We start from the raw sequence: 22,963 nt of genomic DNA, 5'->3' as shown, positions 1-22,963 counted from the left end.
AGCATGCGGCTTAAAGCCGCATGCTTTTTTTACTCTTCATCAACAGGACATTGACATTGTCCGCAGCATGTTCCGTATAATGTTGTCACTTTCTCATCTTCAAAGTAATGAATGGCTTCGTTGCAATCTTGGCAAACAATCGTACCCATCTCTTATTCCCCATTTCTTTGAAATTTGAAAACGCTTAATTTCTTTTGTTGTTATTATATTAATATGTCACATTTAAAATGTCAACAACAAACTGTATAACACATTTGATTTTAGATCATCATATAGACCGTGCTTTTCCATTTTCCCTCATACAATATCTTCTTACATACGAAGCTTTACTCGATATATATGCCACAGCACATAATGTAATTTCACGTTTTCTTGAACTTTCATCCAAGAATGCAGCAAAAAATTCAATATACCCCAGGTTGCTATTTTAAACGATTGATATAATATGTAATCTCACTTTAAAAACGGTTTCAATTATATAACAATTAGGTAACAAGAAGCAGATTAAGCCGCCTCTCGTGATAAACTAAAGCTAGTTAACTACTGTTTATACAGAGGAGAAGATAGATGCGATATCGCGCGGTATTCCCCATGCTGATAATAGTATTTGCTTTATCGGGCTGTACGCTTTCCACCATCAATCCGATGAAAAAAAGCCGGATTGACAACATTCATCATACACAAATCCTGTTTTTTTCTGATGAGAACCAAATAGACCAGGAAGCGCCTTATTACGATGCACTGCTTGATTTAGAAAAAGATTATCCCGAGCAAATAGATAAAATGAAGGTCTATGATAAAAAAGAAGGCTGGGAAGATGAGATTGAAACTGTCCCTACCCTTATGGTTGTTGATCAGCGCCATGTCGTGGTGAAAATCGAGGGATGTGTGAAAAAGAAAGAAGACATCATTAAACCATTACAGCATGTGCTGTCAAAATAAAAAAAACAGCCCCGCTTTGAGCGAGGGCTGTTTTTGATATGAAAATTATTTTACGATGTGAATCGGACTTCCGATTGCCACTTCAGCAGCTTCCATTGTGATTTCGCCCAATGTTGGGTGAGCGTGAATTGTCATCGCGATATCTTCAGCAGTCATGCCGCCTTCAATCGCTAAGCTTAATTCAGAAATCATATCAGAAGCACTTGCTCCGGCGATTTGTGCACCGATCACAAGACCGTCCTCTTTACGAGTGATCAGCTTCATGAAGCCGTCTGTTTCGTTAAGAGAAAGCGCGCGGCCGTTTGCTGCAAATGGGAATTTAGCAGCAACAATGTCAAGACCTTCTTCTTTCGCCTGTGCTTCAGTGTAACCAACTGATGCAAGTTCAGGCTCAGAGAAAACAACCGCAGGAATACCAAGGTAATCGATTTCTGCAGGCTCTCCAGCGATAGCTTCTGCTGCGATTTTACCTTCGTAAGATGCTTTATGAGCAAGCGGCGGTCCTTCGATGATATCACCGATTGCATAAATGTTAGGTACGTTTGTGCGGCACTGTTTGTCAGTTTTCACGATACCGCGGTCCGTCATTTCGATACCGACTTGCTCAAGACCAAGCTCATCAGTGTTTGGACGGCGTCCTACTGTAATCAATACGTAATCAGCATCAACAGTTTTTTCTTCGCCTTTTACTTCGAAAGTAACTGTTACGCCGTCTGGTCTTTCTTCAACGCCTTTAGCCATCGCGTTTGTATGGATTTCAACGTTGCCTTTTTTCTTCAGTCTGCGTGTAACGAGAGAACTCATTTGTTTTTCGAAGCCCGGAAGAATTTCATCTCCGCCTTCAAGAATAACAAGTTCAGTACCGAAGTTAGCATACGCAGTTCCAAGTTCAGTTCCGATGTATCCGCCGCCGATAACAACGAGCTTTTTAGGAATTTCTTTAAGAGCCAAAGCGCCAGTTGAATTCAGCACACGCTCACTATATTTGAAGTTTGGCAATTCGATAGGACGAGATCCAGTAGCAATGATTGCGTTTTTGAACGTGTATGTTTGAGCAGAGTTCTCATCCATCACACGAACTGAATTGCTGTCTACAAAGTAAGCTTCACCTTTTACAACATCTACTTTGTTGCCTTTAAGAAGACCTGCTACACCGCCAGTAAGCTTGTTGACAACAGAAGCTTTCCATTCTTGAACTTTTGTGAAATCAACTGTTACATTCTCAGCAGTGATTCCCATGTCATCAGAATGTTTTGCATTCTCATAACGGTGACCTGCATTGATCAGCGCTTTTGAAGGAATACATCCAACGTTCAGACAAACGCCTCCAAGAGTTGCTTTTTCAACGACTGTTACTTTTTGTCCAAGCTGTGCAGCGCGGATGGCAGCTACATAGCCGCCAGGTCCCGCACCAATTACAAGAGTATCTGTTTCAATAGGGAAATCTCCTACTACCATAACATTACGCCTCCATTAAAATTAATTGTGGATCGTTCAGTAAACGCTTGATGTGATTTAATGCATTTTGCGCAGTTGCTCCGTCGATCATACGGTGGTCGAAGCTGAGAGAAAGAGCTAAGACTGGAGCTGCTACGATTTCGCCATCACGAACAATCGCTTTTTCTGCAATGCGTCCGATACCAAGAATCGCAACTTCTGGATGGTTGATAACCGGAGTGAACCATTGTCCGCCGGCAGAACCGATGTTTGTAATTGTGCAAGATGCGCCTTTCATTTCAGCTGGAGCAAGCTTGCCTTCACGAGCTTTTGTTGCAAGGCCATTGATTTCATCAGAAATTTCAAAGACAGATTTACGATCTGCATTTTTCACAACCGGTACAAGCAAGCCTTTTTCAGTGTCAGCAGCGATACCGATGTTGAAGTAATGTTTTTGGATGACTTCATCTGTTTTATCGTCAATTGACGTGTTTAAAACAGGGAATTTTTTCAGTGCAGATGTAAGAGCTTTTACAACGTAAGGCAAGTAAGTCAGCTTGATTCCTTGATCAGCAGCAACCTGTTTGAACTGTTTACGATGTGCAACAAGGTTTGTTACGTCCACTTCGTCCATTAACGTTACGTGAGGAGCAGTGTGTTTAGAGTTAACCATCGCTTTTGCAATTGCTTTACGGATACCGCTCATTTTTTCGCGTGTTTCTGGGAATTCGCCCTCTGGAGCTGGTGCAGCAGCCGGTTTAGCAGCTGTTTCTTGTGGTGCAGCTGTTTCTTGCGGTGCAGCTTCTTGCGCTCCTCCGTTTACAAAGCTGTCGATATCTTCTTTTACAACACGTCCGTTGTTGCCTGAACCAGTAACCTTACGGATGTCTACGCCTTTTTCACGAGCATATTTACGTACGGAAGGCATAGCGATCACGCGTTTGTTCGGGTCAACTTCAGCTTGATCCTGCTGTCCTGCGCCAGTAGCTTTTGCAGGCTCTTGAGCTTGCTCTTCTTTCGCAACGTCTTGTCCAGCTTCTGCAGTTGACTGAACTTGTGCTTCAGTTTTCGCATCGTCAGACTCGTCGCTGCCTTTAAATTGAAGATCTTCGTAACCAGGTGCATCAAACGTAATAATCGTTTGTCCAACAGTTGCAACCGTTCCCTCTTCAACTTTTAATTCTAATACTTTTCCTTTAACAGGTGAAGGAATTTCTACTACTGCTTTATCATTTTGGACTTCAGCCAGTACATCATCTTCGTCTACCTCGTCGTTAGGCTTGACAAACCATTTTACGATTTCGCCTTCGTGGATACCTTCCCCGATATCTGGAAGTTTAAATTCAAATGCCACAGTTCTCGACCTCCTAGTTTGATTAAGCAATTTTAAAGTTTACATCGTAAGCATTGAAAACAGATATATAATAGAGGGAAAAGTTCATCTTCCCTCTCGATTATGCAGTTTGATTAAAATTCAAGCACTTTTCTTGCTGTTTCAAGAACGTCTTTATGGTTTGGAAGCCATACGCTCTCCGCTTGAGAGAAAGGAAATACTGTATCTGGCGCTGCAACGCGAAGTACAGGTGCTTCCAAGCTCAGGATCGCACGGTCATTAATTTCTGCAACTACGTTTGCAGCAATACCGGCTTGTTTTTGTGCCTCTTGAACGACAATCGCGCGTCCTGTTTTTTCTACAGAAGCGATAATTGTATCGATATCAAGTGGGCTTACTGTACGAAGGTCGACAACTTCAGCAGAAATGCCGTCTTTTTCAAGCTCCTCAGCAGCTTTTAATGATTCATGAACCATTGCGCCGTAAGTGATGATTGAAAGATCAGTACCTTCACGTTTCACGTCAGCTTTTCCAAGCTCAATTGTGTATTCTTCTTCAGGAACTTCCTGACGGAAAGAACGGTAAAGCTTCATATGCTCTAAGAAGACAACAGGATCATTGTCTCTGATCGCAGAAATTAAAAGTCCTTTGGCATCGTAAGGAGTTGATGGAATAACAACTTTGATACCAGGCTGTTGTGCAACAAGACCTTCCAAGCTGTCAGCGTGAAGTTCAGGAGTATGAACACCGCCGCCGAATGGAGAACGAATTGTTACAGGTGAAGTCCAGCGTCCGCCAGAACGGTAGCGCATACGAGCCATTTGGCCAGAAACTGAATCCATTACTTCATAAACAAATCCGAAGAATTGGATTTCCATTACCGGACGGAAGCCGTTTAAGCCTAAACCAAGGGCAAGACCGCCGATACCAGATTCAGCAAGTGGCGTGTCAAACACACGGTCTTCACCGAATTCTTTTTGCAATCCTTCTGTCGCACGGAATACGCCGCCGTTTACACCAACGTCTTCTCCGAAAACTAAGACATTTTCGTCATTTTTCAGTTCTGTGCGTAACGCATCCGTGATTGCTTGAATCATTGTCATTTGCGCCATGGCTTACTTCGACTCCTTCTGTGTATAAATTTCAAATTGCTCCTCAAGGTTGTGAGGCATTTTTTCGTACATGATTTTCATTAAATCAGTTACTTTTTGCTTCGGTTCAGCATCAGCTTTTTTGATCGCTTGCTTAATTTCTTCTTTCGCATCCTCAATTACTTTTGCTTCTTCTTCTTCAGACCATAAGCCTTTGTTTTCAAGGAACGCACGGAAACGTACAAGCGGATCTTTTTGTTCCCACTCATTTTCGATTTCTTTTGTACGATATTTAGTAGGATCGTCACCAGCCATTGTGTGCGGGCCATAACGGAATGTAAGTGTTTCAATTAGTGTTGGACCTTCGCCGTTGATTGCGCGCTCGCGTGCTTCAGCAGTTGCTGCGTATACAGCAAGCGGATCCATTCCGTCTACTTGTACGCCGACAATACCGGCAGCTACAGCTTTTTGTGCAATTGTTTCAGCTGCAGATTGTTTTTCAACAGGAGTTGAAATCGCGTAACGGTTGTTTTGCACCACGAAGATTGCAGGTGCTTTATAAGCTCCAGCAAAGTTAATTCCTTCGTAGAAGTCCCCTTGAGAAGCTCCGCCATCACCAGTGTAAGTGATTGCGACAGCTTTCTTACCGCGTTTTTTAAGACCTAGCGCAACACCGGCAGTTTGAATGTATTGAGCACCGATAATGATTTGTGGAGAAAGGGCATTCACATCATCAGGCATTTGGTTTCCTCTGAAATGTCCGCGAGAGAAAAGAAACGCTTGATATAATGGAAGGCCGTGCCAAATTAACTGAGGCACATCACGGTATCCAGGAAGAACAAAGTCTTCTTTTTCAAGCGCGAAATGCGTTGCAATCTGAGAAGCTTCTTGACCCGCAGTAGGAGCGTAAAATCCGAGACGTCCTTGACGGTTTAATGAGATAGAGCGTTGGTCAAGCACACGCGTAAATACCATGCGGCGCATTAGCTCTTTTAATTGATCATCAGTTAAATCAGGCATCGCCGCTTCATTCACGACTTCTCCCTTTTCATTTAAAATTTGGAACGTTTCGAACTGCTTTTTAATGGCATCAAATTGCTTCTTACTGTCAACGATAGCTTTTTTCGTTTTTGCAGCCATACTAAGTCACCTCTTCCTTTCTTTTAAACAGTCATTAGACGTGCATTCCTTTTATACATACAAACTTAGGGTACCCTAAAGTATCAGCAGTAAGTCGTATTATATTTTAGCCGATCCCCAGTTTGCCAAAACCTTTTATGTAGGATAGTTACACTCTGCTTTGAACTGTATTATTTCGAAGTTGTAAAAAACTAATACAACACCGCTTAACATGGATTAGTTTACACCAAATAAAGAAGAACCGTCAATCGTTTTCATCGCTGATTTTCAATAAATGTATTCGCTTTACATTTTCAGCAAAAAAACAGATGCCAACCGCACCCAAAACTGTACTAGTATACCTTACTATGCTGTACTACAATAGAAATGAAAATTTTGAACGAAATCTGTATCGCATTATATTCAAAAAAAGAGCTGATCGAGTCAGCTCTTTTTCACACGATAGCCTGCAGCATCATATAAATCTTCCCGGGCTTTATTATATTTTTCGGTTTGTTCATTAAATTCTCCGCTATATTTAAGGATCTTTTCATAAGAAGCATTGACTTTATCGATCTGCTGATCCAGATCATCTCTTGTCAAGTCTTTGTCTTTCAGCTGCATATACAGTTTTTTATTAAGCTCAAGCGCTTTTTTATACTCTTTATACATGGTGCCATATGATGTATATCTTTTCTCCATATGGTTTGCTGCGGCATCGGCCTTTTCTTTTATGTCTTTTTCCTTAATATGTTCCGCTGACGTTTTTGCTTCCTCAAATTCTGTTTCCGATTTTTTCATGCTGTCATTTTCAAGCTTTAGGTGTTCTTCGCGCTTGCTGACATTTTCAAGCGCCTTATTAGATAAAGCAACAATTTTTTTATAATCATCCATATTGAGCTTCATAACACTATCGTAAAGCTGATTTTCTTTGGCCTCTAATTCTTTGAGTGTGTTTTGTTCTTCTTGAAACGGCTTTTCCGATTCCGCGGCTTTTTCTAATGAATGATGAAGTGAATCAACCGGGTCCTGTCCCATGCATCCTGTTAATATCAGTGCCATGGCACAAAAAGCTCCGATCTTGATTCCAGGCAGCCGTTTTATAGCGTCTTTCACGTTAAATCCCCCAATCTTGACAATTTCTACTATAGAATCCATGGGGACATTTGGCAATAGCCGTGCTGTATAAATGCAATACTGAAATTAAATCAAAAAAGTGAAAAATCAGGACAGATGACCATACAACTTTTTTGTTTTTACATAGGTTATATTAGACGCTATGCCTACTTATAAAGGCTCTGGCGTAATTAAAAGAGGAGGTTATGTAATATGTATGGATATGGTTACGGCGGAGGCTGCTGCAGTTATGGTGGTTACGGATATGGTGGCTGCGGATATGGCTACGGCCGCACCTTTGCGCTAATCGTTGTTTTATTCATTCTGTTAATCATTGTCGGAGCTGCTTATTTAGGCGGAGGCTGTTGCTAACCACACAGCATGAAATTGACCAGCCATATACGGCTGGTCATTCGTTTCGTTGCACCTTTGTGAAGAAATCCGATATAATTTACATATTAAGCTTTAGGAGTGAAGTTTCTTGATTACTATGGAAAACATCGTACGTGACGGCCATCCAGCCCTCAGAGAGACTGCCGAACCTGTTGAGCTGCCTCCAACTGATGCAGAAAAACAGCAGCTGGCCGACATGATCGAATTTGTTAAAAACAGTCAAAATCCGGAATTAGCCGAAAAATACAAGCTGCGCCCTGGCGTAGGACTCGCAGCTCCTCAAATTAATATCAAAAAACGAATGATCGCCGTTCATGCGGAAGATGCTTCCGGTAAACTATACAGCTATGCTCTGTTTAATCCTAAGATCGTCAGCCATTCAGTTGAAAAAAGCTACTTAACAAGCGGCGAGGGCTGCCTCTCTGTAGATGAAGCGATTCCCGGTTATGTTCCCCGCTATGCTCGCATCAGAGTAAAAGGAACAACACTAGAAGGCGAAAATATTGATATTCGTTTAAAAGGATTTCCGGCTATTGTGTTTCAGCATGAGATCGATCATTTGAACGGCGTTATGTTCTATGATCATATTGACAAGGAAAATCCTTTCAAAGAACCTGAAAATGCAATCGCAATTGAGCGCTAAAAGAAAAAACGGCTGGCACAATGCCAGCCATTTCTTTATTTTAAAAGGCCCAATTCTTTGACAGCGTATGCAATTCCATCCTCGTCCACCGGCTTTGTTACAAAGTCCGCGATTTCTTTCAGTTCGGGAACAGCATTTCCCATAGCAACGCCTGTCCCTACATATTCAATCATTTGCAGATCATTTAATCCGTCGCCGAAAGCATATGTATCGCCGATATCAAACGGAAGACGCTCAATCACTTTTTTGATTCCTTCTGCCTTCGAACCTCCGTGCGGCAGAACATCAGTCGATAGCTCATGCCAGCGAACTAGATCAAACTCAGGAAAAGCGGCATAAGCTTTTTCTTCTTCATCCTGACAAAATAAAAGAAGCTGAAAAATGTCTTTTCCTTCATAAAAAAGGTCATCGGTCTCTGGGTAATCGGTTTTAAGGCTGCCAATTCCCTCAAGAACATGAGGGTGATCCGCAACAGTCGCTTTCATCGTGTCCTCAGCCATAAACACAACAGGATGCTTGCCTTCATCCGCCTGCTTTAATAATCGCCTGATTGCATCTTCAGGCAGCGGATTTTTATAAATCACTTGATTTTCAAAGACAACAAACTGTCCATTGTAGGAAATAAATGAGTGGATGCCCAGCTCCTCCAAAATCGGCTTAACCAAAAATGGAGATCGGCCGCTGGCAATAAACACATGATGCCCTTGGCGCTGCAGCTCCGCCACGGTTTTTCTCGTACTTTCCGGTATATTCTTATCATGATCATATATTGTGCCGTCAATATCAAAAAAGATTAATTTTGAATCCATCGCAACTTCCCCTTTATCGTCTTGGTCTGCAATTCCCACCCTCATCATACAAAAAGATTGTCATTCAGCAAACAATTTCGTTCAAAAATCATATTAAATTCCATTTATAACCACGAAAAGTCTTCCTCAATCTCCGTATACTATTTGTATAAAAGAACTCTGGGACAAATTTTTCATTAAAGGAGGGACTGGCTAATGCTGCGTAAATTAAGAAAGAAACTCAGAAGACAATGGAACGGAATGCTCCGTAAGAAAGCAATTGCCTGACAAGGGATCTTTCACTATTTGAGAGATCCTTATTTTGCTCAAGGCTTTCCTTATATTCCGTTTTCGAATATAATAGAATGAGCGAGTCTAACATACGGCATTTAAGGAGAGATTTGGAATGATTTATAAGGTATTTTATCAAGAGAAGGCTGACGAAGTACCTGTTCGGGAAAAGACAGATTCACTTTATATTGAAGGCGTATCTGAGCGTGACGTCAGAACAAAGCTGAAAGAAAAGAAATTTAATATTGAGTTTATTACACCTGTTGATGGTGCATTCTTAGAATATGAACAACAGAGCGAAAATTTTAAAGTATTGGAGTTATGAGCGGTATGAAATTTGTAAAAAATGATCAGACTGCTGTTTTCGCCCTCGGAGGTTTGGGCGAAATCGGTAAAAATACGTACGCGGTGCAATTCCAGGATGAAATTGTACTGATTGATGCGGGGATCAAGTTTCCCGAGGACGAACTGCTCGGAATTGACTACGTCATCCCTGATTATACGTATTTAGTCAAAAACGAAGATAAAATTAAAGGGCTTTTCATCACCCACGGGCACGAAGACCACATCGGCGGTATTCCATACCTGCTCAGACAAGTGAATATTCCTGTATACGGCGGAAAACTCGCGATCGGCTTACTTCGGAATAAACTTGAAGAGCATGGATTATTGAGACAGACGAAACTGAACATTATCGGCGAGGATGATATTGTAAAGTTCCGCAAAACGGCTGTGTCATTCTTTAGAACAACACACAGTATTCCGGATTCCTACGGCATTGTTGTAAAAACGCCGCCCGGAAACATCGTACATACTGGGGATTTCAAATTCGACTTTACTCCAGTCGGCGAGCCGGCAAACTTAACGAAAATGGCCGAAATCGGTAAAGAAGGCGTTTTGTGCCTTCTTTCAGACAGCACAAACAGTGAAAATCCGGAGTTTACCATGTCTGAGCGCCGTGTAGGAGAAAGCATTCATGACATTTTCCGCAAGGTGGACGGCCGAATTATATTCGCCACATTTGCGTCGAATATTCACCGCTTGCAGCAGGTAATTGAAGCTGCTGTACAAAATGGAAGAAAAGTTGCCGTATTTGGACGCAGTATGGAATCGGCTATCGAAATTGGACAGACACTCGGTTATATTAACTGTCCTAAAAATACGTTTATTGAGCATAACGAAATCAATCGTATGCCTGCTAATAAAGTAACAATTTTATGTACAGGAAGCCAAGGGGAACCAATGGCGGCGTTATCAAGAATTGCAAACGGCACACACCGCCAAATTTCAATCAATCCTGGGGATACGGTCGTATTTTCTTCATCCCCTATCCCAGGCAACACAATCAGCGTGAGTCGAACAATCAACCAGCTGTATCGTGCGGGTGCTGAGGTTATTCACGGCCCTCTTAACGATATCCATACATCCGGTCACGGCGGACAGGAAGAACAGAAGCTGATGCTTCGCTTAATCAAGCCTAAATTCTTCATGCCGATTCACGGTGAGTACAGAATGCAAAAGATGCATGTCAAACTTGCAACAGATTGTGGCATCCCAGAGGAAAACTGCTTTATCATGGATAATGGTGAAGTATTAGCGCTTAAAGGCGATGAGGCTTCAGTTGCAGGAAAAATCCCGTCCGGTTCAGTGTACATTGACGGAAGCGGTATCGGTGATATTGGCAATATCGTACTTCGTGATCGCAGAATTCTCTCTGAAGAAGGACTTGTCATCGTTGTTGTCAGCATTGACATGGACGACTTCAAGATTTCAGCGGGTCCTGATTTGATTTCCAGAGGATTTGTGTACATGAGAGAATCTGGCGACTTGATCAACGATGCTCAAGAGCTCATTTCAAATCACTTACAAAAAGTAATGGAACGAAAAACGACTCAATGGTCTGAAATCAAAAACGAAATTACAGACACGCTTGCACCTTTCTTGTACGAAAAAACAAAGCGCCGTCCAATGATCCTGCCGATCATTATGGAGGTTTAAAAAAAGAGGCACTCCCTAAGGGAGTGCCTCTTTTTATTGTAGTGATATGTGTTGAAATGATTTTACATCGAATAATCCCGTAGTCGTCATTTTAATATCAGGAATGACAGGCAAAGCTAAAAACGACAATGTCAAAAATGGATTAAATCCGCCTGTGAAACCGATTAACGGCAATTTATCATGAAGCGTCAGCAAGCTTTGATTCACTTGCTCTGCAGATTGGTCGGATAATAACCCTGCAATCGGCAGCGGTACTGAATGGAGCTCTTCCCCATTTTTTATAATCGTTAATCCTCCGCCAATTTCCTGCAGCTTATTAACTGCCGCCGCGATATCCTCATCATCCGTTCCGACGGCAATAATATTATGGGAGTCGTGTGAAATGGTTGTAGCAATCGCTCCGCTCTTGAATCCAAATCCTTTCACAACACCAAGTCCGGTTTCTTTTAATCCTTTATGCCGCTCAACAACTGCAATCTTTAACAAATCAAGCTCAGTGTCAGGCTTAAATTCGCGGGCATCAGGAGCCGGAACTTGTGCTAATCGTGTTTCAAGCTGATTTGGTATGATTTCAATGACATTGATTTGCTGCTCTGAATCGATTGGCATATGAAAATCCTGTTTGTTAAGAGGAGCAGCAAGCTTAACAGAATCAAGCAGTGCCTGATCTGGTGCTGCAGTTGATGCATGATCCTGATAGACCGCTTTGCTGTCTTCAGCAACAGTCTGCCCTTTTACCATCGTCATTGTGATAGTGACATTTTCCAGATCAGATACAAAGAGCAAATCAGCGTCAAAACCCGGGGCAATCGCTCCCTTTGTATCTAATCCGTAGCATTCGGCTGCATTGAGGCTTCCTAGCTGATAGGCTAAAAACGGATTAAGTCCGGCTTGAATCGCCATTTTCACCTGATGGTTTACACTTCCCTCTGACAATAAATCATCCACATGCTTATCATCCGTACAGAAAAAGAACCGGCGTGCGTTCTTTTCATTCACCGCCGGCAGCACATTGAGCGTGTTTTTAGCGACTGATCCTTCACGCATCATGACATACATGCCTCTTCTGATACGATCAAGGGCTTCTTCCTTCGATGTTACTTCATGGTCGTTTAAGACAAAGGCGGTTCTGTAAATGTTAATGAGGTCTGTTGATAAACCAGCTAAATGACCGTCTATCCGTTTTCCTGCAACACGGGCATCGAGCAGTTTCTGAACCATGTCTTCTTCAGCCTTCTGAACCGACACATAATCCATAACTTCAGCCAGCCCTAATACTTCTTCTTCTTCATAAAAAGGCTTGAGATCGGCAGCTTTAAGAATTGCGCCTGATCGCTCAAAACTTGCGGCAGGCACACTGGAAGGAAGCATAAAATGGATATTCAGCGGTGTATGCCGAGCTTGTTCAAGCATAAACTCAATCCCTTTTTCACCAGACACATTCGCGATCTCATGCGGATCTGTAACAACCGTCGTCACGCCATGAGGCAACACTGCTTTAGCGAACTCAATCGGTGTAACCATTGACGACTCAATATGTACATGTCCATCAATAAAACCCGGAACAATCATTTGTCCCTCTGCATCAATGATATTTTCGCCTTCATACTCACCGAGGCCTACAATAACTCCATCTGTAATCGCAATATCTTCATATATCCATTCTTGATTATATACGTCCATGATTTTTCCGTTCTTAATGACGATATCAGCTTTTTGTCTTTTGGCTGAAGCATTCAGCCTATTGACTAGCGCTTCTTTATTCAAATAGGCCCCTCCTCTTTTTTATTATATGGTACAATATGCTATCGGAACGCCTGTGCTTAGTCAATAAAATTTTAAGAAATTGACGCTCAGTTCATTAAAGTTGTTATATTCTGATAATATGAAAAACCGCCCTTTGAGGACGGCTTATTTGGCTGCTATTTTGTATGAAGAACTCTTTTTTCGAAACGGGAGATGTCTGTAACTGATCCAATAACAATGAGTATATCTTCTTGGTGGATGACTTCGGTTGCAAGCGGTGATACGATGACTTCCTTGCCCCTTTTTATGGCTACGATGTTAATACCATATTTTGCGCGAATATCTAAATCGAGAAGCGTATTTCCAGCCAGGCGGCTGTTAGCTACGATTTCAACAAGACTATGCTCTTCAGACAGCTCCAAATAGTCAAGTACATTGTTGGACACGATATTATGCGCAATTCGTTTTGCCATATCGCGTTCCGGGTGGACGATGTGATCCGCGCCAATTTTAGACAGCACTTTTTCGTGATAATCGTTCTGCGCTTTAACTGTAATCGTATGGACGCCAAGTTCTTTCAGAATGAGTGTCGTTAAAATACTCGCTTGAATATTTTCCCCGATTGCTACAATAACGTGGTCAAAATTTCGCAGGCCTAAATTTTTCAGGACAGATTCGTCTGTCGAATCACCGATAACTGCGTGAGATGCAATCTTGGCATACTCGTTGACTTTATCTTCATCGATATCCATTGCCATAACCTCGACGCCTTCTTCGCTTAATGCTTTGCAAATACTGCCACCAAAACGGCCCAGCCCAATTACCGCAAATTCTTTTTTCATCGTGGTGCTCCTTTATATGACATGATATTGATCAAATTTTATCATATTCTTTTGTTACAGTGTTATCCTTTTGGCAGCGAATTCATATGCCGCTTGAGCTTTTCAGTAAACTCAGGCGACAAATACAGCTCCGCTCCGCGTTCGATTTCAATCTGATAGTGCTGAGGCGGGGCAATTTCCGCTTCTTTTTGGAGGACGAGAAAGGTTAAACAGTCTTTGTAGTGCCTTCCGCCAGCTTCAACGTCTACAAATGCCGGCCGATACGTAAGAGATTCGACGCCCTCCCTTTTATATAGATAGGAGAGAGCAGAATAAGGGATACGGTATAAAACGCCTTCTGTTGTTCCTCCGTCTTCCAACATGTCCGCTCTTGAACCGTCTTCCCTTTTTAGCGTGAAGCGGGTTGTGTATCCTTTTAAAACAGCTCTTCCTACTGGATCTTGAAAATAGTGATCGACTCCCGCTTTTTGAAAGCGGGCATTATCCATGCATGATCCATAGGCAAAATAATAAATGGGATTTTTCGATTTGCTGATCATCTGATGTTCTTTCCAGTCGCCGCTGCTTATTTTCGTAAAACCGGCACACCCTTCTTTGTTCATAAAATAAATAAGCGCATTTTTAATCCCGACATCCGTTTCTACAAACACCGTTTGTTTATGATATCCTTGAAAAAATTGATCGAGCTTATGTATACACAATTCATCCGCTTCATATACTTCGCCGTATATATAGCCTTCACCATTTAAAACAGCTGTGGGCTCCCCTTTTGCAGCAAACAAACTTCCCTTTGTTCTCGCCTGCTCATTGATACATGCCGATTGTGCCAGCAAATGATGGTTTTTTTCATGCTTTCTTAATGTCCCGTATACAAACAGAAGCGAGTTCACTTTATTTTTCTCCTCTCAGCTGTCTGATTTTAAAGGCAAAACCACTTGAAAGACGCTGCCTTTTCCAGCTTCACTTTCGATTTTCAATTCCCCGTCATGTTCCTTCAGGATTCTCAAACAAATGGGAAGTCCCAGTCCAGTGCCCTTTTCTTTTGTTGAATAAAAAGGTTTGCCAATCTGCTTCAGCTTTTCCTGCGGCATGCCGTTTCCTTCATCCTTTACGCTTATCACTGCATGAGAGGCGGTTTTAGCAGTTGAAATGGTTACGACACCGCCCTTTGGCATTGCCTCAATTCCGTTTTTAATGATGTTGATAAAGACCTGCTTCAGCTGATTTTCGTCTCCATTAATCATACAGCCATCTGTCTCTTTGAAATTTTTCTCTATGACGATATTGGACAGAATGGCATTGGTATCAAGCAATGTCGTGACTTGTTTCAAGATCTCATTAAGCTGGTGTGTTTTAAATGTGATTGCCTGCGGTTTTGCAAGCAGCAGCAACTCGCTGAGCACTAAATCGATTCTTTTAATCTCTGAAAAGATGATGTCAAAATAGTCTTTTCTGTCCGGATATTGTGTTTTCATAATCTGGAGGAAACCGCTGACAGATGTTAAAGGGTTTCTGACCTCATGAGCAATACCTGCGGCAAGTTCACTTGTGATTGATAGTTTCTGGGATTCCCTCGCCAGCCGTTCATTAATCTCAATGAGCTCATCTTCAGCCTCTTTCCGCTCAGTGATATCTGACATTGTACCCAGGCTGCCTGTAAATTGGTCATCCCGGTCATAGTAAAGTTTATAATGAACTTCTCCCCAAAAAATCGTGCCGTTTTTTGTCACGTATTTTGCCGTAAACATGCCAGAAGACGCTTTGTTTTGGATTTGGGTGTTAATGTGGTCGGCTACGTGCTTTTCTTTTATGAAGTAATCGTTATACATTGTTCCCATACATTCACTGATTGAAAAGCCGGTTATTGATGCCCACGCTTGGTTTAAATATGTAATTTCGCCTTTTGCATTCGTTTGAAATACGATTTCCTGCAAATTATCCATGATGCGGTTTTTTTCTTCAGAAAGCTGTTTATACTTCCATTCGTTATCCTTCATTTTTTTAACCAGCTGCTGTTTCTCATCAATATAATAAGCCAGCATCCAGACACTTACCAGCGTGACTGCAGTATACACAATATCAACAGGCCAATTAATCGGATTTTTGCCTATAAAATAAAATAAATAATCCCAAAACATTATAAAAATCATTGCCAAAAAGATGGAAATGATACGAGCTTGATATTTTCTCATATGACCACCTGCCGCTTGTGTTTCTCTACTTATTGTACCATTCTTCGACAAATAATTGAGTAAAATATGTAAAGTATCCCAAATCATTCATTACCAAATATCTTGATGTCTTATCTTAGGCGGCGGTAATCAAAAATTGGCACGCAAAAAAGGCGGAGATGATATCGCTCCGCCTTTTTTAGCATGATTTTATTCTTTTAAAGCGGCTTGAATTTCTTCGAGAAGCAGCTGTGCACCCTCAGGGCTTAGCGTAATTTTACCGTTGCCGTATTCTTTATTTTCTGAAGTGATTTCTCCAGTCATTAAACAAACGCCATGAGGTTTGTACTTTTTCAAGATAATTTTATCTCCGTCAACAAAAAACTCAATGCTGTCTTTTATGGCAATATCCAATGCCCGTCTCAACTCAATCGGCATGACAATGCGGCCTAATTCATCTACTTTTCTCACAACACCTATTGATTTCATAAAAACCCTTCTTCCTTTAAATGTTTCTTTTCTCATGTAATGTTTTAAGGATGTACCTCAATATATCGTAGACGAATGAAACTTTGAAAAAGTTTCCCGCTTTCTATAAGAATTACAAGATATTTTTTCCATAAAACCGAAAAATGTATTACTTCTGTTACACAGTTCCTTGATTTTTTACAAAAACATTTCTTTACCGACGCACACCCCCAAAAATCGCAGTATTTCTGAGAAACTTTAAATGTAGAATCATATTAAATTAGGATAGAGATTGGGTGAAAACATGTTTCAATCAACTGAAATCGGGATTGACTTAGGAACAGCTAATATACTTGTTTACAGCAAAAATAAAGGGATTATCCTAAATGAACCATCTGTTGTCGCAGTGGATACGACGACAAAATCAGTGCTTGCAATCGGAGCTGACGCGAAAAACATGATCGGTAAAACACCGGGAAAAATTGTCGCTGTCAGACCGATGAAAGATGGCGTGATCGCAGACTATGATATGACAACTGATCTGCTAAAGCACATTATGAAAAAAGCCGCAAAAAGCATCGGCATGTCGTTCAGAAAACCGAACGTAGTCGTTTGCACACCGTCAGGCTCAACAGCAGTAGAACGCCGCGCCATCAGTGACGCAGTGAAAAATTGCGGCGCGAAAAACGTTCATTTAATCGAAGAGCCAGTCGCAGCCGCCATCGGAGCGGATTTACCAGTTGATGAGCCGGTTGCCAATGTGGTAGTAGATATCGGCGGAGGGACGACAGAGGTCGCTATTATTTCCTTCGGCGGCGTTGTTTCCTGCCATTCTATCAGGATCGGCGGAGACCAGCTTGATGAGGATATCGTTTCTTTCGTCCGTAAAAAATACAATTTGCTGATCGGCGAACGCACAGCTGAGCAGGTAAAAATGGAAATTGGCCATGCTCTGATTGAACATATACCAGAGGCAATGGAAATTCGAGGACGTGACCTCGTGACAGGTCTTCCAAAAACCATTATGCTTCAATCCAACGAAATTCAAGATGCAATGCGTGAATCCCTACTGCATATTCTTGAAGCCATCAGAGCGACACTTGAGGACTGCCCGCCTGAATTGAGCGGAGATATTGTTGATCGCGGCGTTATTTTAACAGGCGGCGGCGCGCTCCTTAATGGAATTAAAGAATGGCTCACAGAAGAGATTGTCGTGCCTGTACACGTGGCGCAAAACCCGCTTGAATCTGTAGCAATCGGCACAGGCCGTTCTTTAGAAGTGATTGATAAGCTGCAAAAGGCAATTAAATAGTCTTTACCCGCAAAATTCTCACACGCGGCAAATTTCTTGCTTCTTTTTTCCTCACTTCCTTCATATTGTGGGAAATGGAGAAACGTTAAGGAGGAAACAGATGCTAAGAGATTTAGGAAGAAGAGTAGCGATCGCAGCCATTTTAAGCGGAATTATTCTTGGAGGCATGAGCATTTCTTTGGCAAATATGCCCCATTCGCCTGCAGGCGGCACTGTAAAACTGAATCATCCATAATATTGAAAAACCCAAGACGTGTCGTTTTGGGTTTTTCACTTTGGGCTCCTTCTTTCCTTTATAGGATCATATTTGATATGATGAGAAAAAAGCTTGGAGGAATGATTCATGGATTCATTTTCACAGAAATTAAATACATATGCACAGCTGGCGGTAGAAGTCGGCGTTAATGTCCAAAAAGGCCAGTATGTAGTCGTCAATGCTTCAACAGACGTCCGGGATTTTGTTCGTTTAATTGTAAAACACGCATATGAAAAGGGCGCAAAAAACGTCTCCGTGAATTGGCAGGATGACGAAGTCGCCAAATTAAAATACGAACTAGCGCCGTTTGAAGCATTTGAAGAATATCCTGAATGGGAAGCAAAAGGCAGAGAAGAGCTTGCAAAAAATGGAGCTGCTTTCATTTCTGTTGTGTCGTCAAACCCAGACTTGCTAAAAGGTATAGATTCCAAACGGATTGCGGCATTCCAAAAAGCAGCAGGCAAAGCATTACATACATACAGACAATATATTCAATCAGACAAAGTCAGCTGGACTGTCGTAGGTGCGGCATCAGCAGGCTGGGCTCACAAGGTGTTTCCTGGCAAATCAGAGGAGGAAGCGATCCACCTTCTGTGGGAAGAAATTTTTAAAGCGACGCGCGTAAATGAAGACAACCCGGTTCAGGCGTGGATCAATCATGACCAAAATCTTCATGAAAAAGTTGACCATTTGAACGAGAGACATTACGCTGCCTTACATTATCAAGCTGAAGGAACTGATTTAACAATTAAGCTGCCTAGGAAGCATGTTTGGGCAGGTGCGGGAAGTGTGAATGAAAACGGCCATGAGTTTATGGCCAATATGCCGACAGAAGAAGTGTTCACGCTGCCGCAAAAAGACGGGGTTGACGGAGTGGTATCAAGCACAAAACCATTAAGCTACGGCGGAAATATTATTGAAAATTTCACCCTGACATTTGAAAATGGCCGTATAGTCGACATTAAAGCTGAAAAAGGTGAGGATATTTTAAAAGAACTGGTGGAAACAGATGAAGGTTCTCACTATTTAGGTGAAGTGGCACTTGTTCCTTACGATTCGCCTATATCACAATCAAACATTCTTTTCTATAACACGCTGTTTGATGAAAACGCGTCAAATCATTTGGCGATCGGAAGCGCCTATGCCTTTAATATTGAAGGCGGAAAGCAGATGTCTCGTGAAGAGCTTGTCAAAGAAGGCCTAAATGAAAGCATTACACACGTGGACTTTATGATCGGTTCTAAGGATATGAATATTGACGGAATTACGGCAGACGGGAAAAGAGAGCCTATCTTCAGAAACGGAAATTGGGCTTTTTAAGTAAATAAAAGGAGGCTTTTTCGCCTCCTTTTTTTATTTTTCTGCTTCATACATTTGCAGATTCGCATAAACGGTTTCTAATACTGGTGCTGCGAGAGATAAACGTTTTGCTTTTTCAAGCAAAAATCCATGCAGGTGGTCGCCTTCTGTCATTTGGCCGTTTTCCATATCCCGAAGCATGGAGGACTTCATATGGTAAGACATGCTGGTCATCGTACGAAAGCTCTCTTCCTCAAGAGCCGGATCAGCCGGAACACCTTCTTTTCGTAAAACAGCGCAAATTTCCCCAATAAGAGTTTGGGCCGTGTGACGTCCGGCTTCTGTGGCGAGGATTGAGCCAAGCGGTCGTTGAAATAACGTTGTGATCCCCGCTTGCGCTGCAATAAAGAGATACTTTTTCCAAATGTCCTTCTCGATATGCCCGCTAATGATGACTTCAGCCTTCACACCTGAAAATGCCTCTTCAAGCGCTCTTATTCGCTCCGTACGCTCGCCGTTCCATTCTCCAAATACAAAACGATGTGATGCGCTCGTATGATGAATTTCTCCTTTGTTGTCTAAAGCACTTTCTATAAAACACAGGCCGCCCAGCACCTGTTCTTTTGAAAATGCCGTAAATAGCTGCTCATAGTGGCGGTACCCGTTTAAGAAAGGGATAATGACAGATTCCTGATGGATAAATGGTTTGACATCGTCTATCACTTGACCAAGCGAGTATGCTTTAGAAGCAATGATAACGACATCAAATTGCCCTGTTTCTCCGGCACTGATTAGTTCAGGCTGAAATGATACATTCCCTTTTTCACTATGGATGGCAAGCCCGGTTTCTTTCAGCTGCTCAGCTCTTTTTTGGCGCACAAGAAATGTCACATCATTTCCTTTCTCCGAAAGCCGTGCGCCAATATACCCGCCTACTCCACCTGCTCCGACAACCAAAAATTTCATGTTGTGATCTCCTTTCATATTTAGGTATCAAAAAAAGCAGAGAAATCTCTGCTTTTTTATTCCGCGTATAGTTCAGTCAATTTTTTCTGCACATCAGCATTTTCAAGGAACTCGTCATAGCTCATTTGCTTATCGACGATGCCGTTAGGTGTAATTTCTATAATTCTGTTGGCAATGGTCTGAACAAACTGATGGTCATGGGAAGTAAACAGCATAGCGCCTTTAAAGCTGATTAAGCCGTTATTGAGCGCTGTAATGGACTCTAGGTCTAAATGGTTGGTCGGCTCATCCAAAATTAAAATATTGGCGCCAGAAAGCATCGCTTTCGACAGCATACAGCGGACCTTTTCTCCCCCGGAGAGTACGTTTGCTTTTTTGTGGACTTCCTCTCCAGAGAACAGCATGCGTCCTAAGAAACCGCGTAAAAAGCTCTCACTTTGGTCGTGTGGAGAATATTGGCGAAGCCAGTCTACAAGGTTCAGATCACTGCCTTCGAAATATTCGCTGTTGTCTTTTGGAAAATACGCCTGAGATGTGGTAACACCCCATTTAAACGTTCCGCTGTCAGCTTCCATTTCCCCGGAAATGATTTTAAACAGCGTAGTAACAGCAAGTTCGTTTCGGCCAGTGAAAGCAATTTTATCTTCTCGATTCATAATAAAGCTGACATTGTCAAGCACCTTTACGCCATCGATTGTTTTTGTTAAGCCTTCCACGCGAAGAACATCATTTCCGATTTCCCGTTCCGGCGTGAAGTTAACATAAGGATAGCGGCGGGAAGACGGTTTAATATCATCCAGCGTGATTTTTTCGAGAAGTTTCTTTCTTGATGTAGCCTGCTTAGATTTAGACGCATTGGCGCTGAATCTAGCGACAAACTCTTGAAGCTGTTTAATCTGCTCTTCTTTTTTCTTGTTCGCTTCTTGAGAAAGCTTTAACGCCAGTTGGCTTGACTCGTACCAGAAATCATAGTTTCCGACATAGATTTGAATTTTGTTAAAATCAAGGTCGGCAATGTGCGTACATACTTTATTTAAGAAGTGACGGTCATGGGATACGACAATAACTGTGTTTTCAAAGTTAATCAGAAACTCTTCAAGCCACTGGATTGCCTGAAGGTCCAGGTGGTTCGTCGGCTCATCGAGCAGCAGAACATCCGGCTTGCCGAATAATGCCTGTGCCAAGAGAACTTTTACCTTCTCCGAACCGCCGAGGTCTGCCATCTTTTTTGTGTGCAGATCTTCTGAGATACCAAGACCTTTTAACAGGATCGCAGCTTCACTTTCCGCTTCCCAACCGTTCAGTTCCGCAAATTCACCTTCTAGCTCAGCAGCACGAATCCCATCCTCATCTGAGAAATCAGGCTTCATGTAAATAGCGTCTTTCTCCTGCATGACTTCATACAGGCGTTTGTGGCCCATAATAACCACTTTCAGCACTTCATACTCTTCGTACTCAAAATGGTTCTGCTTCAAGACGGCAAGACGCTCGCCAGGACTCATATGCACGTCGCCTGTCTGAGGCTCGATTTCGCCTGATAGCACCTTTAGAAACGTTGATTTACCGGCACCGTTTGCACCAATTAACCCATAGCAGTTGCCTGGGGTAAATTTAATATTAACATCTTCAAATAACTTGCGATCCGCAAACCGCAAGCTTACATTATTTACAGCAATCATTTATTATCCTCCATCATGTCTATCATCAATAAAAGTATACCATGAATGCAGGGCAAGAGAAATGATTCCCTGATAAAACAGAGAGAAAACACTTATACACCCAAACCAGCCAGCTGTGTTACAATTAAAGAGAGAGAATGCATCCGCCTGGAAAATTACACACTCTCATGGAGGAACACGTTGAGGCTTTTAACACTTACTGAATATTGCTTACTGATCTTTTTTACGGGCTTTTACCTTGCCGTAACAGGCTTTACCGCCAAAGATATCGGCTTATATATAGGCATAGCCCTTATTTACATATTTTCGCACATTTTTTCTAAACGGCTTTTAGAAAAGCGCGGAAAAGAGAACAAACAGGTTCACCTTTTCTTCAGTGTGCTAGCTATTATCGGTTCAGTGTTCATCACGGTTTTATGCATTGCATTAGTCGCTTCTTTTTCAAAATAAAAACGCCTGCTGTCCAAAGGCCAGCAAGGCGTTTTTATTTTGTTTGACGCATTTCGTTAAACGGGAAAAAGACAAACTTCGATGTGCCGACAATTCGATCTTCCGCGATCAGTCCCAGCCCGTTTCGGCTGTCCATAGAATTCAGCCGGTTATCTCCCATGACAAAGTATTTGCCTTTCGGAACCTTAACCGGTCCAAAGTCTCCTGTCAGACTGACACCAAGTTTTTCTGCTTCCTTCTTGTTTTTAGACAAGTAAGGCTCGGCTACTTTTTTACCGTTTATATAAAGCGTGTCATCCTTCATTTGAACGGTTTCTCCAGGCTTTCCGATCAATCTTTTTACATAATGGATTTTAGAAGTTTCACCGTTGATAATAACGATATCTCCGCGCTTCAGCTCGCCGATATAGTTGACTGTTTTATTCACAAACAGCCTTTCTCCGTCATGTAATGTGGGATACATAGATGAACCTTCAACTAAATACGGTTCAAACAAAAAGTGACGGATCAGGAGAGCCAGCAGAACAGCGATGACAATCGCTTTACCCCATTCCAGGTACGTATTGGTTTTTTTCTTCGCCGTTTTCTCAGTATTCGTATTTTTTTCCTCGGTCAAAGTGTTT

Annotated in this window: 24 protein-coding genes; 9 read left to right on the top strand and 15 right to left on the bottom strand. The window is 42.1% G+C overall.

The genetic code is table 11. The features are described 5' to 3' along the window. Positions 1–29: 29 nt before the first annotated feature. The gene (locus AC07VD_RS08490) at positions 30–149 is read right to left on the bottom strand and encodes a GapA-binding peptide SR1P (protein ID WP_003232305.1); all 120 of its coding nucleotides are present in this window, start codon (positions 147–149) and stop codon (positions 30–32) included. A 418-nt stretch (positions 150–567) separates the two neighbouring features. Here AC07VD_RS08490 and slp point away from each other — a divergent pair, with 418 nt between their 5' ends. Continuing rightward, positions 568–942 (top strand): peptidoglycan-associated lipoprotein Slp, encoded by a 375-nt coding sequence (slp, locus tag AC07VD_RS08485; RefSeq protein ID WP_003245672.1) that lies wholly within the window; start codon positions 568–570, stop codon positions 940–942. Positions 943–987: 45 nt separating this feature from the next. Here the strand turns inward: slp and lpdA are convergent, their stop codons facing one another. The 5 genes from lpdA to AC07VD_RS08460 form a co-directional block, all read right to left on the bottom strand. Further along, positions 988–2,400 carry a dihydrolipoyl dehydrogenase gene (gene lpdA, locus AC07VD_RS08480; RefSeq protein ID WP_003232309.1) on the bottom strand — a complete coding sequence of 471 codons (1,413 nt, stop codon included), beginning with the start codon at positions 2,398–2,400 and terminating at the stop codon, positions 988–990. Between the two features lie 4 nt (positions 2,401–2,404). Then, positions 2,405–3,733 carry a pyruvate dehydrogenase complex dihydrolipoyllysine-residue acetyltransferase gene (pdhC, locus tag AC07VD_RS08475; RefSeq protein WP_003232311.1) on the bottom strand — a complete coding sequence of 443 codons (1,329 nt, stop codon included), beginning with the start codon at positions 3,731–3,733 and terminating at the stop codon, positions 2,405–2,407. 113 nt (positions 3,734–3,846) lie between these two features. Further along, positions 3,847–4,824: a pyruvate dehydrogenase complex E1 component subunit beta gene (gene pdhB / locus AC07VD_RS08470; RefSeq protein ID WP_014113660.1), complete on the bottom strand. Its 978-nt coding sequence runs from the start codon at positions 4,822–4,824 to the stop codon at positions 3,847–3,849. A 3-nt stretch (positions 4,825–4,827) separates the two neighbouring features. Then, complete coding sequence (pdhA, locus tag AC07VD_RS08465; RefSeq protein WP_003222294.1) at positions 4,828–5,943, bottom strand: pyruvate dehydrogenase (acetyl-transferring) E1 component subunit alpha; 1,116 nt, start codon at positions 5,941–5,943, stop codon at positions 4,828–4,830. A 423-nt stretch (positions 5,944–6,366) separates the two neighbouring features. Continuing rightward, positions 6,367–7,038, bottom strand: coding sequence for a YkyA family protein (locus tag AC07VD_RS08460; RefSeq protein WP_494721692.1), 672 nt, complete (start codon positions 7,036–7,038; stop codon positions 6,367–6,369). Between the two features lie 213 nt (positions 7,039–7,251). Between AC07VD_RS08460 and AC07VD_RS08455 the strand changes: the two genes are divergently transcribed. Together AC07VD_RS08455 and def are read left to right on the top strand one after the other, a co-directional pair. Continuing rightward, positions 7,252–7,410, top strand: a complete 159-nt coding sequence (locus tag AC07VD_RS08455) for a YjcZ family sporulation protein (protein WP_003232317.1) — start codon at positions 7,252–7,254, stop codon at positions 7,408–7,410. A 109-nt stretch (positions 7,411–7,519) separates the two neighbouring features. Beyond that, positions 7,520–8,074, top strand: coding sequence for a peptide deformylase (def, locus tag AC07VD_RS08450; RefSeq protein WP_003245474.1), 555 nt, complete (start codon positions 7,520–7,522; stop codon positions 8,072–8,074). Between the two features lie 35 nt (positions 8,075–8,109). On the opposite strand, the gene AC07VD_RS08445 is transcribed toward def, so the two are convergent. Further along, a complete protein-coding gene (locus AC07VD_RS08445) occupies positions 8,110–8,883 on the bottom strand; it encodes a Cof-type HAD-IIB family hydrolase (protein WP_494721691.1) in 774 nt (257 codons plus the stop codon). A 385-nt stretch (positions 8,884–9,268) separates the two neighbouring features. On the opposite strand from AC07VD_RS08445, the gene rnpZA reads away from it, so the two are divergent. Together rnpZA and rnjA are read left to right on the top strand one after the other, a co-directional pair. After that, positions 9,269–9,478: an RNA polymerase subunit omega 1 gene (gene rnpZA / locus AC07VD_RS08440; protein ID WP_003222303.1), complete on the top strand. Its 210-nt coding sequence runs from the start codon at positions 9,269–9,271 to the stop codon at positions 9,476–9,478. 5 nt (positions 9,479–9,483) lie between these two features. After that, the gene (rnjA, locus tag AC07VD_RS08435; protein WP_003245660.1) at positions 9,484–11,151 is read left to right on the top strand and encodes a ribonuclease J1; all 1,668 of its coding nucleotides are present in this window, start codon (positions 9,484–9,486) and stop codon (positions 11,149–11,151) included. A 33-nt stretch (positions 11,152–11,184) separates the two neighbouring features. Here the strand turns inward: rnjA and ade are convergent, their stop codons facing one another. The 5 genes from ade to abhA form a co-directional block, all read right to left on the bottom strand. Continuing rightward, complete coding sequence (gene ade / locus AC07VD_RS08430; protein ID WP_494721690.1) at positions 11,185–12,918, bottom strand: adenine deaminase; 1,734 nt, start codon at positions 12,916–12,918, stop codon at positions 11,185–11,187. A 155-nt stretch (positions 12,919–13,073) separates the two neighbouring features. Next, positions 13,074–13,739 (bottom strand): Ktr system potassium transporter KtrC, encoded by a 666-nt coding sequence (ktrC, locus tag AC07VD_RS08425; protein WP_003222311.1) that lies wholly within the window; start codon positions 13,737–13,739, stop codon positions 13,074–13,076. Positions 13,740–13,801: 62 nt separating this feature from the next. After that, complete coding sequence (locus AC07VD_RS08420) at positions 13,802–14,629, bottom strand: gamma-glutamylcyclotransferase family protein (protein ID WP_130572310.1); 828 nt, start codon at positions 14,627–14,629, stop codon at positions 13,802–13,804. A 15-nt stretch (positions 14,630–14,644) separates the two neighbouring features. Further along, positions 14,645–15,931, bottom strand: a complete 1,287-nt coding sequence (gene kinC, locus AC07VD_RS08415; protein ID WP_257432778.1) for a two-component sensor histidine kinase KinC — start codon at positions 15,929–15,931, stop codon at positions 14,645–14,647. A gap of 189 nt (positions 15,932–16,120) precedes the next feature. Continuing rightward, on the bottom strand, positions 16,121–16,399 hold the full coding sequence (gene abhA / locus AC07VD_RS08410; protein ID WP_003244728.1) for a transcriptional regulator AbhA: 279 nt from the start codon (positions 16,397–16,399) through the stop codon (positions 16,121–16,123). A 283-nt stretch (positions 16,400–16,682) separates the two neighbouring features. On the opposite strand from abhA, the gene mreBH reads away from it, so the two are divergent. From mreBH to AC07VD_RS08395, 3 genes are all read left to right on the top strand, one after another. Next, the gene (gene mreBH, locus AC07VD_RS08405; RefSeq protein WP_024572115.1) at positions 16,683–17,690 is read left to right on the top strand and encodes a cell shape-determining protein MreBH; all 1,008 of its coding nucleotides are present in this window, start codon (positions 16,683–16,685) and stop codon (positions 17,688–17,690) included. A 100-nt stretch (positions 17,691–17,790) separates the two neighbouring features. Beyond that, positions 17,791–17,925, top strand: a complete 135-nt coding sequence (locus tag AC07VD_RS08400) for a protein YkpC (RefSeq protein WP_003238865.1) — start codon at positions 17,791–17,793, stop codon at positions 17,923–17,925. 108 nt (positions 17,926–18,033) lie between these two features. Next, positions 18,034–19,266, top strand: a complete 1,233-nt coding sequence (locus tag AC07VD_RS08395) for an aminopeptidase (RefSeq protein WP_086343798.1) — start codon at positions 18,034–18,036, stop codon at positions 19,264–19,266. A gap of 33 nt (positions 19,267–19,299) precedes the next feature. On the opposite strand, the gene AC07VD_RS08390 is transcribed toward AC07VD_RS08395, so the two are convergent. Both AC07VD_RS08390 and AC07VD_RS08385 read right to left on the bottom strand, forming a co-directional pair. After that, positions 19,300–20,211 (bottom strand): ketopantoate reductase family protein, encoded by a 912-nt coding sequence (locus AC07VD_RS08390; protein WP_217017672.1) that lies wholly within the window; start codon positions 20,209–20,211, stop codon positions 19,300–19,302. A gap of 56 nt (positions 20,212–20,267) precedes the next feature. Beyond that, positions 20,268–21,890 carry an ABC-F family ATP-binding cassette domain-containing protein gene (locus tag AC07VD_RS08385; protein ID WP_003232344.1) on the bottom strand — a complete coding sequence of 541 codons (1,623 nt, stop codon included), beginning with the start codon at positions 21,888–21,890 and terminating at the stop codon, positions 20,268–20,270. A 180-nt stretch (positions 21,891–22,070) separates the two neighbouring features. Between AC07VD_RS08385 and AC07VD_RS08380 the strand changes: the two genes are divergently transcribed. Next, positions 22,071–22,340: a hypothetical protein gene (locus AC07VD_RS08380; RefSeq protein ID WP_003232345.1), complete on the top strand. Its 270-nt coding sequence runs from the start codon at positions 22,071–22,073 to the stop codon at positions 22,338–22,340. 34 nt (positions 22,341–22,374) lie between these two features. On the opposite strand, the gene sipT is transcribed toward AC07VD_RS08380, so the two are convergent. After that, on the bottom strand, positions 22,375–22,956 hold the full coding sequence (gene sipT, locus AC07VD_RS08375) for a signal peptidase I sipT (RefSeq protein WP_003232348.1): 582 nt from the start codon (positions 22,954–22,956) through the stop codon (positions 22,375–22,377). Positions 22,957–22,963 lie beyond the last annotated feature (7 nt).

Source organism: Bacillus sp. GW821-FHT01G09 (assembly GCF_059422205.1).
Note: the sequence above shows the minus strand (reverse complement) of the source record. Positions and strands in the feature narration are given on the sequence as shown.

Coding starts and splice junctions, on each gene's coding strand:
- AC07VD_RS08490 (WP_003232305.1), bottom strand. CDS start 149: ATGGGTACGATTGTTTGCCAAGATTGCAACGAAGCCATTCATTACTTT.
- slp (WP_003245672.1), top strand. CDS start 568: ATGCGATATCGCGCGGTATTCCCCATGCTGATAATAGTATTTGCTTTA.
- lpdA (WP_003232309.1), bottom strand. CDS start 2,400: ATGGTAGTAGGAGATTTCCCTATTGAAACAGATACTCTTGTAATTGGT.
- pdhB (WP_014113660.1), bottom strand. CDS start 4,824: ATGGCGCAAATGACAATGATTCAAGCAATCACGGATGCGTTACGCACA.
- pdhA (WP_003222294.1), bottom strand. CDS start 5,943: ATGGCTGCAAAAACGAAAAAAGCTATCGTTGACAGTAAGAAGCAATTT.
- AC07VD_RS08455 (WP_003232317.1), top strand. CDS start 7,252: ATGTATGGATATGGTTACGGCGGAGGCTGCTGCAGTTATGGTGGTTAC.
- AC07VD_RS08445 (WP_494721691.1), bottom strand. CDS start 8,883: ATGGATTCAAAATTAATCTTTTTTGATATTGACGGCACAATATATGAT.
- rnpZA (WP_003222303.1), top strand. CDS start 9,269: ATGATTTATAAGGTATTTTATCAAGAGAAGGCTGACGAAGTACCTGTT.
- rnjA (WP_003245660.1), top strand. CDS start 9,484: ATGAAATTTGTAAAAAATGATCAGACTGCTGTTTTCGCCCTCGGAGGT.
- ktrC (WP_003222311.1), bottom strand. CDS start 13,739: ATGAAAAAAGAATTTGCGGTAATTGGGCTGGGCCGTTTTGGTGGCAGT.
- kinC (WP_257432778.1), bottom strand. CDS start 15,931: ATGAGAAAATATCAAGCTCGTATCATTTCCATCTTTTTGGCAATGATT.
- abhA (WP_003244728.1), bottom strand. CDS start 16,399: ATGAAATCAATAGGTGTTGTGAGAAAAGTAGATGAATTAGGCCGCATT.
- mreBH (WP_024572115.1), top strand. CDS start 16,683: ATGTTTCAATCAACTGAAATCGGGATTGACTTAGGAACAGCTAATATA.
- AC07VD_RS08400 (WP_003238865.1), top strand. CDS start 17,791: ATGCTAAGAGATTTAGGAAGAAGAGTAGCGATCGCAGCCATTTTAAGC.
- AC07VD_RS08395 (WP_086343798.1), top strand. CDS start 18,034: ATGGATTCATTTTCACAGAAATTAAATACATATGCACAGCTGGCGGTA.
- AC07VD_RS08390 (WP_217017672.1), bottom strand. CDS start 20,211: ATGAAATTTTTGGTTGTCGGAGCAGGTGGAGTAGGCGGGTATATTGGC.
- AC07VD_RS08385 (WP_003232344.1), bottom strand. CDS start 21,890: ATGATTGCTGTAAATAATGTAAGCTTGCGGTTTGCGGATCGCAAGTTA.